Below are 13,933 nucleotides of genomic sequence, written 5' to 3'. Positions count from 1 at the left end.
GCATTTGCTGCAACACCCGAGACAAAAGTTCGTCTCTTACTTTTTTTGGAATACTTTTATGAAACATAATCTAGCTGTAGATGTAATAAAAACAAAATCGATTTCGGCCAAAATTGAAAAGTCCGCTGTGATTGCACTCACTGTGGGGGAGGCTTTTTTTGGCATCTCGCAATTCCTCGGTGATTTCTCATCTTTACAAATATCCGGAGTCCTCGTTCTGGCAACGGGCATATGCGTATTAAAGGGATGGCGCGTTATCAACGATTTAGCTGAGCGGTAAAACTTAGCCGGAGGGCGAGGCGAACGGGCCTTGCTCTCCACCGTATAGCACTTGATTTTATACCTCATTGCTTTGAAGACGCGTACAACTTGGATTTGCTATCCAGGCGCTTTCGGCTGACTACAGCACACACCGCGATGTACTTTGTTCCGGACATGATTACTAAATTTTTGAGGCGTTTTGGATTCACTTCGAAGGTTTCATCCAACAAGAAAAGTCATAAAAGTCATCCTGATTTTTCAATAATCCCTGCTGTATATACTGACGCTGCTTTCCTCACAAACGCCTATTTGTCAGCGGCATCTGACGGGGCTGTGGCCTCGCAGCCGAACACGGATGAGTACATTAGTAGAAGTATTGCCGTCTCGCAGAGAGAACTGGCTCCCCAAATGCACCCCCATCCCTTTGCTTCGGGACAGCCACGCGTTTATCCACTCGATGACCTCTTCGTACTAAAGAAAGATGATATTCCTGTGGGTGTCCTTTGGCTCCGCGACTACAACGATTTCCAACTTCTTGAGAGTGCGTGGTTTGGAGAGTTGATTTTTCTTTGGATTCAACCAGAATTTCGTGGCTTAGGGGTTTGGCCCCTGGTGAGTGAGTTCGCAAAGAAATGGGCTGTGGACGCCAAGAAGTCGCACCTGATGGGCCGTTGCCGAAAACCATCTCGTCGCATGGCAGAGCTTTTCGAGCGGTCAGGTTTTACGACAGATGGGGTAACGCCTTCAGGGATGAGTGTACATACCTGGCGGTGCTGAGCAAGCCAGATTTCAAAATATCTCAGTTGCTAGAGCCTTTCTTGCATGGCTCAGAAAACTGGCCGAGGACGGCGATGCTACCCTGATTCCACCGAAGTCCCCTAGCGCTAGACTCTAGTTGGCCCTTTCGTCTTGTTCAGCAGTGGGCACAGGCCAATCCTCAATCACATTGAGAATATTTAACAGGCCTTGCCTTGGCCGTGGCTCTCTCACGAACCAAAGACCGCGTTGCATGTCTGCTGGTAGACGTGGCGTGATGTCTAAAATTTCAAGACCTGTATCGACTACAGAATGCAGCACAGCGACGCAGTTCGCAATTATTGCCCACCCGAGCACTGCTTTATGCCCAGGATTTCGGGACACCCAAATCTCAACATTTGAATGGCACTCACCCATCCTCCATTCACAAGTGATTTCAGCTGTTGCGCCCCATAGACGGAACGCTTCACCTGCTTGAAGCTTGCTCCGAATTTCTGCTTCCAACGTGGATTGACTTGTTTTCATACATGACTTCCGCAACTACAGCGTTGGCTCAACCCGAGATTTCGCACTGCGAAATTGCGGATAAAGTAGCTTACGGTATGTTTCCCGAAGTCCCGCAAGGGCAATCCCATGCTCATGAATCTGAGCTTCCGACCAGTTTTCGGGATTCACCCAATATTCCGCCTTAAATTCGCATGTCATCGCTAGGTCAGGGTCAAGGTGCCTGATTGGAATTGCAGCGGCCGCCCAATAGTTTGCGAGTTGACGTTCGACGTCTGGATTTTTCGGCTTACCGCTGTCCAAATCACGGTAGTACAGATAGGTCTCCGTTAGAGCGTGTGAGATAGCTCGTAGTGCATTATCCCTCAAGTCACGCCTGTCTTTGGATAGCTCTTGCAATGGTTTAATCAACCCACTGAACTGTGTAACGATAAATTCAAGCATGAACGATTCCCTTTGCGTATGGGGTTGAACAGCGTGTTAGGGTTCCAGCCGAAACGTGTTTTTCCCAGTCGGGACAAGCTGAAAGGTCGGAGGATGGTATGGCGACCATGGCACGTTAGCGTTACTTCTTATCCATTGTTGAATCCAGGTGGTGCCAGAGTCCCGGAACTCTGGACAGTCCTTCCAGAATCCTGCTGTAAGCCTGAAGGTGCGCGGGATGCCGCTAAGCTCTACCGTTATCTGCCTCCACTCAGGCCTGAAGTATGCATTCCGATTTGGGCCACCGACTCGGATGCCATAAGTGCCTTTACCATTCGACCAAGCTTTAACCAGCATTTCAATGCCCTTCATATGGAAGACGCTGCCCTGTATCACCGTTTCAGCTGCAAGATTCGCGCTGATAACGCCGCGCCTCGACGGCCCAGGCGTCGCCAGCAAATTGCAAATAGGAAATTTTTCTACTATTCTGTATTTGTAATCTTCGACCTCACAAATACAAGGATACTTCAATTGAACATAGACACTCTCCGTCAATCCCTTACATTGCATTTTCTGCTCACATACGTCATCAGTTTTGTAGTGCTAGGGGGATACAAGTATCTGTTAGAAAAAAACCATCTTAAAAAACACATGAGCATAGTCAGACTGCTCCTCGCTTTTTTCTTCCTAGCTAGCTATTTATATGGGATAAATTTGGTCCTGAACACAGGCAGCGGCATGGAGCAGGAAATAATCAAAGTAACGCAGAATTCCCCCGGCACGAATGAACTGTTAAAGAATCACTGTCGTAGTGCGTGGGTCAAGGAAATAACAGGCAAGGCGAATAACCTCGCCGACCTCTCGCCTTGCATAATCCTAACTGCCGCCATTTCCAAAGAACAACAAGAATTAGCAGATGGGAAAACGACCTTACCGACATCGCTTATGAGCATACTCATCGCATTTTTGAGCGCTTTTCAAGGGGGGCTGTGTGCCACTTTCATGTACGCATGGGCTACAACCGTGCCAGAAACGACTGACTCTCACAATTAACATATATCCTCTAGCGTGGTTATCCCGAAAATTGCTCTTTGCCGAGCATCAGCTCTCGTGCTAAATTCCGTTTGCGTTATCCCTACCTAACAGGAGAAAAAATGTCGTCGTATTCCGAACTCAAAGCACAAATTGCTGAACTAGAAAAACAGGCCCAAGCTGCGCGAGCCGCCGAATTAACGAAAGCAAAGGCGGAGATTGCGGCAATCATGGATGAGTTTGGCTTAACTATTGCAGACTTGGGGGGCATTGGAAAGGCGAAGTCAGCTAAGTTGCGTGAACCGGTAGCAATCAAATACCGTGACCCTGAGACAGGTGCTACCTGGACTGGCCGTGGTCGCTCCCCCGTTTGGCTGAATGGGAAAAACAAAGACGACTATTTGGTTTAACCCCATTCGAGCTCAACCTGCTCCGCCGACCGCAGAGCAGGTTGTACCATATAGCCTAACCCGCACCTTTGCTTAGTTGGAACGCCGAGATATGCTCTACAAGCATCTGTTTAGGTATCTGTAATTTCCAGTGAAGCGCAGCCAGTAGTGGAATCATTGGGACTCGGTTTCGGTACCAAGAAAACTTATCTAACGAAGGTATCTCTTCCGCTTCTTTTTTCAATATTGATAGAAGTTGCGAAGCAGTTTCTGGAACACCAGAAAGGACTTGACCGAAGCCACTTTCGTGCAGTTTAGCTTGGTCGCTTATTATTCCATCAAAATCTTGGTCTGAAGACCATATATTTAATGATAGGTCAGGCATAGAAGGTAAAATTCTTTGACGAATCACTTGATAAGATTCATCAATGTCTAGTACTGCGCACCACAATGCCAATATAGGAATTAGACTGCTTACATCTAAAAACTCGGGGTTGGGTGGTGAAGAACTGTTTCGGGTTTCCAGTACCTCTTCAAATTGCGCCACCATTGGCCAAAATTTTTTCTTATCTTTAACGATGAAACCTAGTCTTCCGATAATGTTTGTTACCCACATTGCGGCGTCATTTCTCTTCCCCGTAATCATTAGGCACAGCAGGCCACAATGTATTTCTACTGCTTGGTAATCGAACGCTGGGGACTGACTGCCCTCATGTGTTTGTAATATTTTCGATATTAAATTAGAACAGATTAATGTCCATTGCGTTGCAAGGATAGAAACGTCGCCTGTCGCTTCGGTCGCAAAGAATCCCCAAGTAACACCATGCAACCCGAGCTGGCCTATTTCCCTAAAAGTTAGCGTATTGGTTACAAGAGCATCTCCGGCCTGCAATGACAACGCATCTTTTATCACTAGATAGGGATGGATTTTAGTAAAGTAGCTCTGTCCCACACTTAGCATTTGGTACTGGAGTTCAGCAAACTCCTCCGAAATCGCTTTATCCAGCTCTTCTAAATCATTTTGTATCTGAGCCCAACTCTCCAGGACTGCAAATTCCGATAACTGCCGGATGGTCTCAAGCCCACCTTCGTTAATCGACCATTGAAAGATAACAGTTAACGCAGTTCTAACTGCACGAAAGGAGGAGAGTCTACGTTTCGTTTGTTTTTGTGTTTGTAATCCAGACGGTTGGGGCGACTCAAGGATACCCTTAATCAACTGACGGCCAACCGGCACACTTAGTTCAGGATTTGCAATGTTCGCGAGCACCCTCCTGAAAAGGGTCCTATGCTCAGGCGGAAGAATATTTTCGTCGAACAGATATTTTTCTGTCCAAGATGCCAAAAGTGAGCCATTGACTATTAAACTTTCCGCTTTATTAGTCCTATTCCACTTTTCCAAATATTGGCTTAATGTTTGTCTAATTTCTGTTTTAAAAATTCCGTTTGTTAAAATTACAAGTTTTTTCGATAGTTTTTTATGCTGAGGGAGAACGTTTGTAGAAAGAAACGTGTCGCCTGCATCATCGATTGACTGGCGAATTGATTGATTCGTCAGATTCCATTCAGCCCTACCAATATCACCGCATTTAATTAGCCAGTAGAAAATCTTCCGACGCCCATCTTCTGGGTCTTTTCCAACAGATACGACATCTATGCCATATTCACGAATTCCTTTTTGAGCAGAAAATGGAATGTCGTGCCCCATGCTGGTGACCAAAAGAGGTAGAAGCTTATCTAACTCGCCGGATTCTTTCATTAACCCGAGAAAACTTTCCAATAACAGACGGATGCTCATTCAGTCCCCCGTAGCCAACTGATGCGTTGTATTAGGCCGCCAACAGGGTCCGCACGCTCGCTTCGAGGCAGTTCTATGGAGTAACTTATATTTCCCATTTCCGTTATATTCGTTCTGCCATCATACATAATTGTAGCCACTTTCTTTCCTTGCAGAATCCGAACCTTTTTTGCAATTGACGAAAATATCGATTTTTTCTCGGCCTCCTGATTAATTTCTCGGTTCATTTTGATATTCTGATGAATCAATGCCAAGTGTTGTGAGCTCGACGGCTTCAGTTCATGCAAATCCGGCAATGCTTCTCTTTCAACCCTTGAATTAACGAGATACTTCACAGCGGAAGAGTACAATAACCCAGAATTTTTGGACAATTTTTTTGTTTTATTCTTCTCCGTAAAAAACTTCTCCGACGAGTCTGGATATTCCATTATCGTATATTCGATTATTGTCTGTGCTATCCCCACGCCATCCGGTTGCATATTTGCCGATTCAGCAAAAACTGAAGCAAATGCACACAGCGAAGGGCCATGATGCGTGTATGCAATTAAGCGTGCCATCATCCGTTTACGTTGCTCAAAGTCAGAAGACATGAACAACTCTTCGTCTATATCACACTCAACTTGGCCGACGATGCAAAATTGCAGCAAATTCCGAATCACATTTGAATCAGAATTTTTCTCCACCAACCTTTTTGTTAGCAACCTTCTGAATAATTCGGCATTCTGAATTATCGCATGAGATAGGCTTTCAAATTTTTGAGATAAATCTATTCCTAAATTTTTCTCCGCATATTCCATAACAAAAAATACTTCATCACTCGTATCTTTGCAGGAGACCAATATAGCAATGACAGCACCATATTGCGCTTCAATTTCATTATTTTTTAACGCAATATGCAAAATTGATACTAAGAACTCACTTAAACGAATTTTCTTGACGGTAAGAAGTTTTTGTTTTTTCGTTGCCAACTTAAACAAAAATGCTTTAGCTACCGGCACTCGCCCTTCTAAAATATTACTTCTTAGATATTCCGTAGCCTCACCTGAAAATTCAGAAATTTCACAAAGGACTTGCCAAGCTATGTGACTATCCGGTTTTTCCCTGCTCAGTTTTATTATGCTCGCAATCGCTTCGTCATGATGATTGCCAAAAAACTCCTCAAACTGGCAGTTTCTACTCAAGTTCATCAACAATGATACATAAAGAAAACTATCAATCAACGGTGATGAACTGGACTGGTGAAGAAACTCAAAGGCTGCATCTGGAAACGCTTTAGCATAAGCAATAGCCCATGCCAGCAGCGCGGCATCAAGAGCATCCTCTTTTTTCCATATTTCTTCCAATAGCGTTATAGCGAATTTAGGATGACTCTTGAGTGAGAAACAAATCTCATCAGCCACCATCTCCAGAAACGCACCATCTACTTTTCGTGAATACTCACTCAAGGCATATATATCTGCCTCAGTTCTTTCTTTTATGTTCTTTGCTGACTCCAATACCAAATAAATTGCCGACATATATCTGTCATTAGTTAACTCATTTAAAAGAGAAAACAAATTTAATTGGCCATGAAGTGCAGCTATCTCCTCCTGGATTGTCTTGTCATCCGGACGCGGTCTTAGACTGCGCAACCACTCATTGACGTTATCAAGATTACGAGTAGATAGAAGTTCTAATAATTTTTCTCGCATGACATTGCTTGTTTATCATCTGAAAATTGTAGATACGTAGCATTAAGAATACAGCCCAACATAACAATAAGACAAATTTTTGTTGAATACCCCCTCTGAGAGGCTTGCATAGCGCGAAAATTTAGCGCGGGTAGCCTTCTTTTCCCAATTCCCTCCAGTGTCTGAAGAGTTCGCCTCACACAAAAGTGTCTCTTTGGTAATAAAAATCCACTTGATAGCCGTCACACAGAACGACTATACTGGCACAAATACTGTATATCCATCCAGTTAAATTATGCCGATGAGTGCTACTTCGTTGCCTAGCCCCCGTTCCACGCAAGCCGCGTTGGACCAGGTCATGCGCACTAACGTATGGCGAGCAAGCGAGCGGGCGGTATCACGTGCGACAACGATGGCTACAGGCCATGCGATGCTGGACCAGGAGCTACCGAATGGTGGCTGGCCTCGGTCGGCCTTGGTTGAGCTACTGGTGCAGCAGCATGGAATTGGAGAAATGCAGCTTTTAAAACCAGCCTTGGCTGGGCTCTCCCGCCAGCAACGCGTTGCGTTTATTCAACCGCCTTACCTGCCCCATGTGATGGCATGCCGGTCGTGGCGGTTAAACGAGCAAAACGTATTGTGGCTACGGCCTAAGAGCTCAGCGGATGCACTCTGGTCTGCCGAGCAAATTCTGAAAAACGGGTCATGCGGTGCTGTGGTGCTGTGGCAGTCGAATGTGAGGCCAGAGTCGTTGCGAAGGCTGAACCTAGCAGCACAATCTACGGATACCTGGCTATGGCTTATCAGGCCGCTGGCAGCTGCCGCTGATGCTTCTGTATCGCCACTACGCATTGCGCTGCGCCCGGCCTTGGGCGGCGTCTCTGTAGACATCGTAAAAAGGAAGGGGCCCACATGCGAGGCTCCTATTTTTGTACCACTTTTAGACATGCCCGCTGGTCGCCAGCTTGAACAAGACCATCATGAAGCTCCACGTCACCGTGTACTTACCACTGCTTCCATTGGAAGCGCTGTGCCCGCATTGGTCTGACGCGGGACCGCTGGCGGTTATCGACAAAGGCATTGTTTTGAAGGTGTCTGTTGAAGCCGCTCGCGCAGGCGTGCGATTAGGCATGAGAAGCGGCGGTGTGTCCGCAATATCGCCAGATACACAAATCTTAGAGCGCTCGGAAGAGAAGGAAGCTTTAGCGGTCGAGGCTATCTCGACGGCGTTAATGCAGTTCACCCCAGAAGTCACGCATCAACGGGACTTCTCCGTACTACTCGACGTTAGCGCCAGCCTGACACTATTTCGCGGACCACATGCGCTCTGTGTACGTATCATGCACACCATCAGGGCATTGGGGTTCACTGCACAACTTGGCGTTGCTCCAACTGCTGAAGGGGCCTGGCTCCTGGCGCACAGCTATCGGATGAAGGGCCTACTGCTTAAACGCCGCGTGCTTTCGATGACCAGCTTAAAGTGTCGCCTGGATGTATTACCGTGCGGTTTGGTCCCAGAAGCGGTTCAATTTCACGACTGGCTCAACGACATTGGCGCAAAGCGCATCGGTGCACTTCGCCAACTGCCACGGGCCGGACTTTTACGTCGTACGAATAAAGAGCTCCTGGCCACGCTAGACCGCGCATATGGCGAAGCTCCAGAGATGTTCGAGTGGATAAAGCCAGCGTTATCGTTTAGCGCTCGTATTGAAACATTCGACCGAGTAGAACACGCAGAAGCGCTCCTGCACGGTGCCACTCGACTCATTCTTCAACTCGTTGGTTGGCTGAGTTCACTCCAGCAGTCAATACGTGTTCTCGCACTCCATTTGGAGCATGAGCGCGGCCGTGCAGCGGTGCCTCCCACCGAAATCGAGCTAGCGCTCGCTGAGCCAACATGGCACGAGCAGCACCTGGTGCGCTTGCTGAAAGAGCGCTTAGGAAAAATAGAGCTTGAACGGCCCGTTATAGCGCTCCGGTTAGAAGCAGTAAAAATTGAGCCGATGCTGCCCCCTAATGAAACGCTGTTTCCAGAGCCGGGAGGCTCGCCGCAAGACTATGCACGGTTGCTGGAGCTTTTGACTGCTCGCTTAGGTGCAGAAAACGTGCTTGTGCCAGCAAACGTGGATGATTACAGACCCGAGGTCTGCAATTCTTGGACACCAGCCACATCCAAACGGCCGAAGACTCAGGTTGAGGAAATCCTGGATGGACGCCCCTTCTGGCTGTTACCTACGCCTATTCGGCTGCTTATGCGAGATGAGCGGCCGTTTTATGTGAGCCCTCTAAAAATCATTGATGGCCCGGAGCGCCTAGAGGCTGGCTGGTGGAACGACCAGACTGCCGCACGCGATTACTATGTGGCCCAGGGTAGCGATGCCAGCTGCTATTGGATTTACTTTGAGCGCGTCCAAGAAGACCCGCGCTGGTATTTGCATGGACTATTCGCGTGAGCTATGCATACCCTTCCGTCAAAACAATCTGCTCTTGTAGCGGCTCTTCCGGATTATGCCGAGCTCCACTGCTTCACGCACTTCTCCTTTTTGCGTGGTGCCTCGGCTCCTGAACAGCTGGTCGAGCGTGCCCACAAGCTAGGCTATAAAGCGCTCGCCATTACCGACGAATGCTCATTGGCCGGTGTCGTGCGCGCTCACGTGGCCGCTAAAGAACTCGGCCTGCCATTACTCATTGGCAGCCAGCTGGAGGTAACCCCAGAAGATGGCAGCCCGTCATTTAGGCTAATCGTCCTAGCCACGACCAAGGTCGGTTACGGCAACTTGAGCGAGCTCATTACTGTAGGTCGAATGCGGGCCGAGAAAGGCTCGTATCTTATCCGTCCACGCGACATCGCTACGCCAGTAGGCGACCTGGTTCATCTGCGAGGCCTACCTGAATGCCAGTTCATCCTTGTGCCGAAGTACTGTGCAAGCTATGAGGAAGTTGAGCGCCAAGCCGCATGGCTCGTGCAGTGTGCGCCTGGCCGCGCACGAGTCGCACTCACGCTTCACCATAGAAATAAGGACGTCCAACACCGCCAACTCGTCCAAGATATATCTGAAGAATTTAGCATGCCGGTAGTGGCCACCGGAGATGTAGCGATGCACGTACGGTCTTACAAACCCATCCACGACACGATGACCGCAATCCGTCACGGTGTTCCCGTGGCCGAATGTGGGTACCGGCTGCCTCCTAACGCGGAACAGCACCTGCGGTCTCGGGTCCGGCTGGGGAACCTTTATCCACGGGAGGCCTTGGATGAGACCGTGCGTGTTGCGGCACTTTGCAATTTCACCTTGGATGAGCTTCGCTACGAATACCCCCACGAACTTGTTCCTGAAGGCGAAACTCCAACCAGCTATCTGCGAAAGGAAGCCTACATTGGTGCACACTGGCGCTACCCGCAAGGCATTCCCGCGAACGTTCAGGCGCAGCTTGAGCATGAGCTCGACATCATTGCAGACCTTCGGTATGAGCCTTATTTTTTAACGGTTTTTGATATCGTTAGGTTTGCCAGGTCACAGCAGATTCTCTGCCAAGGGCGAGGTTCCGCTGCAAATTCTGCCGTTTGCTATTGCCTTGGCGTGACCGAAGTAGACCCGTCACGCGGCACACTGTTATTCGAACGATTCTTGTCGAAGGAGCGCAATGAACCGCCTGACATTGACATCGACTTTGAGCATCAGCGCCGGGAAGAGGTACTCCAGTACGTGTACCAAAAATATGGCCGTATGAGGGCTGCGCTTACTGCGGTCGTGATTTCTTATCGCCCAAAATCTGTCTTGCGAGATGTAGGCAAGGCCTTGGGCGTTGACCTTAGCGTTGTCGATAAAGTCGCGAAAGCTTCGAGCTCCTGGGGCGGACGCGCCGACCTTCAAAAGCGCTTGGAGGACTGCGGATTCGACCCCAATTCATCTATCGCAGAGAAGTGGAATGACCTGGCTGACGCCTTAATGTCCGTGCCACGGCATCTTTCTCAGCACCCAGGGGGATTCGTTATTTCGCATACGAAGCTGTCGCGCCTCGTCCCTATCGAGGCAGCCGCGATGGAAGATAGGTCGGTGGTGCAATGGGATAAGGATGACTTGGATGCTGTGGGACTTCTCAAAATCGACCTACTCGCACTGGGCATGCTGTCGTGCATCCGGCGTACGCTTGAACTGATTTCGGAACAACGCGGCTCCCGCTTCGAAATGGGAGATATCCCTGCCGAAGACCCTGCCACCTACGACATGATTTGCCAAGCCGATACGATGGGTGTTTTCCAAATCGAGAGCCGTGCGCAGATGTCGATGCTGCCTCGTTTGCGTCCCCGGACATTCTATGACTTGGTCATCGAGGTGGCCATCATCCGGCCTGGGCCGATTCAAGGCGGGATGATTCACCCGTACCTGCGGCGTCGGCAAGGACTTGACCCTGTGACATATCCGAGCCCGGAAATAGAAGGCGTGCTTGAGCGGACGCTAGGCATCCCTATCTTCCAAGAGCAGGTCATGTCCATCGCGATGGTCGCAGCTGGCTTCTCAGCAGGTAAAGCCGATGCCTTACGCCGAGCTATGGCGGCCTGGAAGAAGAAGGGAAATCTCGAGCAGTTCGAAACCGACCTATTGTCTGGCATGACCTCGCGTGGGTACACCGTCGAGTTCGCCAACTCTATTGTCAGCCAAATTCGTGGGTTCGCGGAATACGGATTTCCAGAGTCGCACTCCAGCAGCTTCGCGCTACTTGCGTATGCGTCCAGTTGGCTCAAGTGCCACGAGCCAGCTGCGTTCTTAGCCGCGCTCTTGAATAGCCAGCCAATGGGCTTCTATTCAAGGTCATCCTTAGTGCAGGATGCGCGCCGTCATGGCGTAGAAGTTCGGCCGGTCGATGTCTGTGTGAGCGGTTGGGAAGCCTCGCTAGAACCTGCGACAGTTGGGGCCCAGCCCGCCGTTCGTCTTGGGCTAAACAACGTGAAAGGACTTGAGCAGGACGCAGCCTGGCGTATCGAAGAGGCGCGTTCCATTGAGAACTTCAAGAGCACGAAAGACCTTGCAGCCAGAGCTCGGCTCGATGCGGCTGACATGAATGCACTGGCTAGCGCCAACGCGCTTGAATCGCTTTCGGGGAACCGCCGCCAGGCGATGTGGCAGGCCAGAGCAAGTATTCCGGATAAGGGCCTGCTTAGACCAGCGGAAATCGTGGAGGACCTGATTGAACTTGAGAGTCCAAGCGAGGCCGAAAGTGTAGCTGCGGATTACCGCTACGTGGGGCTGACACTTGGCCGTCACCCACTGGCATTCTTGAGAGAGAGACTAAATAAGTTGCGCTTCGTTCCAAGTGACGTACTAGCTGGTTTTTCCAATGGCCAGCTGGCACGAGGCTGCGGCATCGTTACCGTTCGCCAGCGGCCAAGCACAGCGAATGGCGTAGTGTTTATCACGATTGAGGATGAGGCAGGAACCGTGAATGTCATCTGCTGGTCCAGTGTTGTTGAGCAGTTCCGCCGGGAAGTCATGGGGGCACAGCTCCTCGGTGTGTACGGCATCTGGCAGTGCGAAAACAACGTGCGCCACCTTGTAGCCAAGCGCTTGGTGGACTTGAGCCATTTACTTGGTGAACTCGACACACGCAGCCGAGACTTTCATTGACATAGCCTCTGACCTGAAAAGGCTCTTCGCTCACGTTCAAGTAGAAAGGTGAGCGAGCAATAAGCCGCCCACCAGGAAAAATGAATCACTTAGCTCTGCGGAAGAATCTAGGTTGAATCAGTTGAGTGCGAATCTCGAAACCGCCACTGGGATTCTCAACCGCAACCACCTCCCGGACAGGTGCATGCATGGCTTCCTGAAGCATCTCATCAGACTTTTTTAACAACATTTCAAAAGCGTCACGGCTGCGTTCCGGCAATTTAATTTCCATGATGTAACCTCCATAAATCTAGTATAGCACTTTAAGGCAAAAGCCAAAGCAAAATTTCTAAATTCCGTAAAATCGGCGCTAACAGAGGTTCAAGGTTTTCCATTTTTCGCTGAATATACTCATCCTCTATGCTTTTGTGAATATTAAGAACTCCGATTACAGAACTGGGACCAGTTGTCGAATCTGAAAATAAAGGAAAACACATCAGGCACTTAACAGATTCATTCTGCGCTCCTAAAACATCTTTTAACTCATTCAGAACCGTTGAAGAAAATAGCCGATTGTTTTCAACTTGTTCAATTAAGTCAGACTGATTTCTATAAACCTGCGTCTTACCTTGAGCAAATGCTAACGGTGCTCCCGGTATGTATATCAGTGGATTGCTAACACCTTTTGGAATAGGCAAGCACAATGATGAAAGCTTAGGGTCCGCTTTATTAGAGCCTTCTGACGCGCTTAAGTTCAACTCCAAACGCAACACTCCATGCAAGTTCGCAATGGATACGGCCGATTCGATGCAACGGGTCTCAGTTTGCAACGTCGCGTGTAGATTGTTGAATTTACCGCCTCCGGCCGGGATGAACATCATAACATTGGCCGCGAAACGTGTCCGCCCCCCGTTCGAATCGAATCTAGCGCAAACGCTACAAATAGAACTTAGTTGGATTCGGATGGCTTGCTCCAAATCAACTAACTGCATCGGAACTGGCAATGTGCTTTCGACACTATTGCTTAAAATCATAAAGTCACGATAATTTAAAAGAAAATCTTCTGGCGGGAGTGTCATAAGCCTAGACAACGAATTTTTAATCGCCTCATTTGTTTCGTTGCCAGCTTTGGTCTGTGCCCAAAAAGTCGCCGAGAGTGACAAGCCCGCGATTGCTGAGAAAAACCAGAATAAAGAGGATTTCCCATCGAACGAAACACTGCTCAGTCCAAAGATGTGCGGATGATAAATCTGAAAAACGGATTCCTTTATTTCTTTCGTCCAAAGCGACCCCAAATAACCCGCCAGAATGCCCGTTATTGTCGTAATTCCGCCAAATAATGGAAAAAGAAAGACTGATGCAAAGAAATTTGATATTTTTTTTATCATGATTAATCCAGAATTAGGGATAAACGCCATTTCCGGGAATAGCTAGTAAAATGGATTAGTTCAAGCTGTCGCGCAGAAGAAGTTGCAAAGCGGAAAATTTAATCAT

At 48.7% G+C, this 13,933-nt stretch carries 13 protein-coding genes; 7 read left to right on the top strand and 6 right to left on the bottom strand.

Annotation, left to right across the window (positions count from 1 at the left end):
• The first annotated feature begins 58 nt into the window (after positions 1 to 58).
• Positions 59 to 280 (top strand): hypothetical protein, encoded by a 222-nt coding sequence (locus H3H39_RS04620; protein ID WP_182152137.1) that lies wholly within the window; start codon positions 59 to 61, stop codon positions 278 to 280.
• A gap of 89 nt (positions 281 to 369) precedes the next feature.
• Entirely contained in the window at positions 370 to 1,038 is a 669-nt protein-coding gene (locus tag H3H39_RS04615; RefSeq protein WP_182152136.1) for a GNAT family N-acetyltransferase, read from the top strand.
• Positions 1,039 to 1,152: 114 nt separating this feature from the next.
• Here H3H39_RS04615 and H3H39_RS04610 read toward each other — a convergent pair whose 3' ends face one another.
• Entirely contained in the window at positions 1,153 to 1,542 is a 390-nt protein-coding gene (locus H3H39_RS04610; RefSeq protein ID WP_182152135.1) for a hypothetical protein, read from the bottom strand.
• Between the two features lie 15 nt (positions 1,543 to 1,557).
• Positions 1,558 to 1,965, bottom strand: coding sequence for a hypothetical protein (locus tag H3H39_RS04605; RefSeq protein ID WP_182152134.1), 408 nt, complete (start codon positions 1,963 to 1,965; stop codon positions 1,558 to 1,560).
• Between the two features lie 510 nt (positions 1,966 to 2,475).
• Between H3H39_RS04605 and H3H39_RS04600 the strand changes: the two genes are divergently transcribed.
• The gene (locus H3H39_RS04600; RefSeq protein ID WP_182152133.1) at positions 2,476 to 2,997 is read left to right on the top strand and encodes a hypothetical protein; all 522 of its coding nucleotides are present in this window, start codon (positions 2,476 to 2,478) and stop codon (positions 2,995 to 2,997) included.
• A 101-nt stretch (positions 2,998 to 3,098) separates the two neighbouring features.
• Positions 3,099 to 3,386: an H-NS histone family protein gene (locus H3H39_RS04595; RefSeq protein ID WP_182152132.1), complete on the top strand. Its 288-nt coding sequence runs from the start codon at positions 3,099 to 3,101 to the stop codon at positions 3,384 to 3,386.
• A 55-nt stretch (positions 3,387 to 3,441) separates the two neighbouring features.
• On the opposite strand, the gene H3H39_RS04590 is transcribed toward H3H39_RS04595, so the two are convergent.
• Together H3H39_RS04590 and H3H39_RS04585 are read right to left on the bottom strand one after the other, a co-directional pair.
• Positions 3,442 to 5,163, bottom strand: coding sequence for a hypothetical protein (locus H3H39_RS04590; protein ID WP_182152131.1), 1,722 nt, complete (start codon positions 5,161 to 5,163; stop codon positions 3,442 to 3,444).
• On the bottom strand, positions 5,160 to 6,854 hold the full coding sequence (locus tag H3H39_RS04585; protein WP_182152130.1) for a hypothetical protein: 1,695 nt from the start codon (positions 6,852 to 6,854) through the stop codon (positions 5,160 to 5,162). The genes H3H39_RS04590 and H3H39_RS04585 overlap by 4 nt, the downstream gene beginning before the upstream one ends.
• A gap of 274 nt (positions 6,855 to 7,128) precedes the next feature.
• Here H3H39_RS04585 and imuA point away from each other — a divergent pair, with 274 nt between their 5' ends.
• From imuA to H3H39_RS04570, 3 genes are read left to right on the top strand one after another with little or no spacing between them, the layout of a single operon-like run.
• Positions 7,129 to 7,881, top strand: a complete 753-nt coding sequence (imuA, locus tag H3H39_RS04580; RefSeq protein WP_311196853.1) for a translesion DNA synthesis-associated protein ImuA — start codon at positions 7,129 to 7,131, stop codon at positions 7,879 to 7,881.
• Positions 7,799 to 9,286 carry a Y-family DNA polymerase gene (locus H3H39_RS04575; protein ID WP_229217870.1) on the top strand — a complete coding sequence of 496 codons (1,488 nt, stop codon included), beginning with the start codon at positions 7,799 to 7,801 and terminating at the stop codon, positions 9,284 to 9,286. The genes imuA and H3H39_RS04575 overlap by 83 nt, the downstream gene beginning before the upstream one ends.
• 3 nt (positions 9,287 to 9,289) lie before the next feature.
• Positions 9,290 to 12,460, top strand: a complete 3,171-nt coding sequence (locus H3H39_RS04570) for an error-prone DNA polymerase (protein WP_182152127.1) — start codon at positions 9,290 to 9,292, stop codon at positions 12,458 to 12,460.
• Positions 12,461 to 12,545: 85 nt separating this feature from the next.
• On the opposite strand, the gene H3H39_RS04565 is transcribed toward H3H39_RS04570, so the two are convergent.
• Positions 12,546 to 12,731, bottom strand: coding sequence for a hypothetical protein (locus tag H3H39_RS04565; protein WP_182152126.1), 186 nt, complete (start codon positions 12,729 to 12,731; stop codon positions 12,546 to 12,548).
• 31 nt (positions 12,732 to 12,762) lie between these two features.
• Positions 12,763 to 13,827 (bottom strand): hypothetical protein, encoded by a 1,065-nt coding sequence (locus H3H39_RS04560; RefSeq protein ID WP_182152125.1) that lies wholly within the window; start codon positions 13,825 to 13,827, stop codon positions 12,763 to 12,765.
• Between the last annotated feature and the right edge of the window lie 106 nt (positions 13,828 to 13,933).

The organism is Rugamonas apoptosis (assembly GCF_014042355.1).
GTDB lineage: Bacteria > Pseudomonadota > Gammaproteobacteria > Burkholderiales > Burkholderiaceae_D > Rugamonas > Rugamonas apoptosis.
Note: the sequence above shows the minus strand (reverse complement) of the source record. Positions and strands in the feature narration are given on the sequence as shown.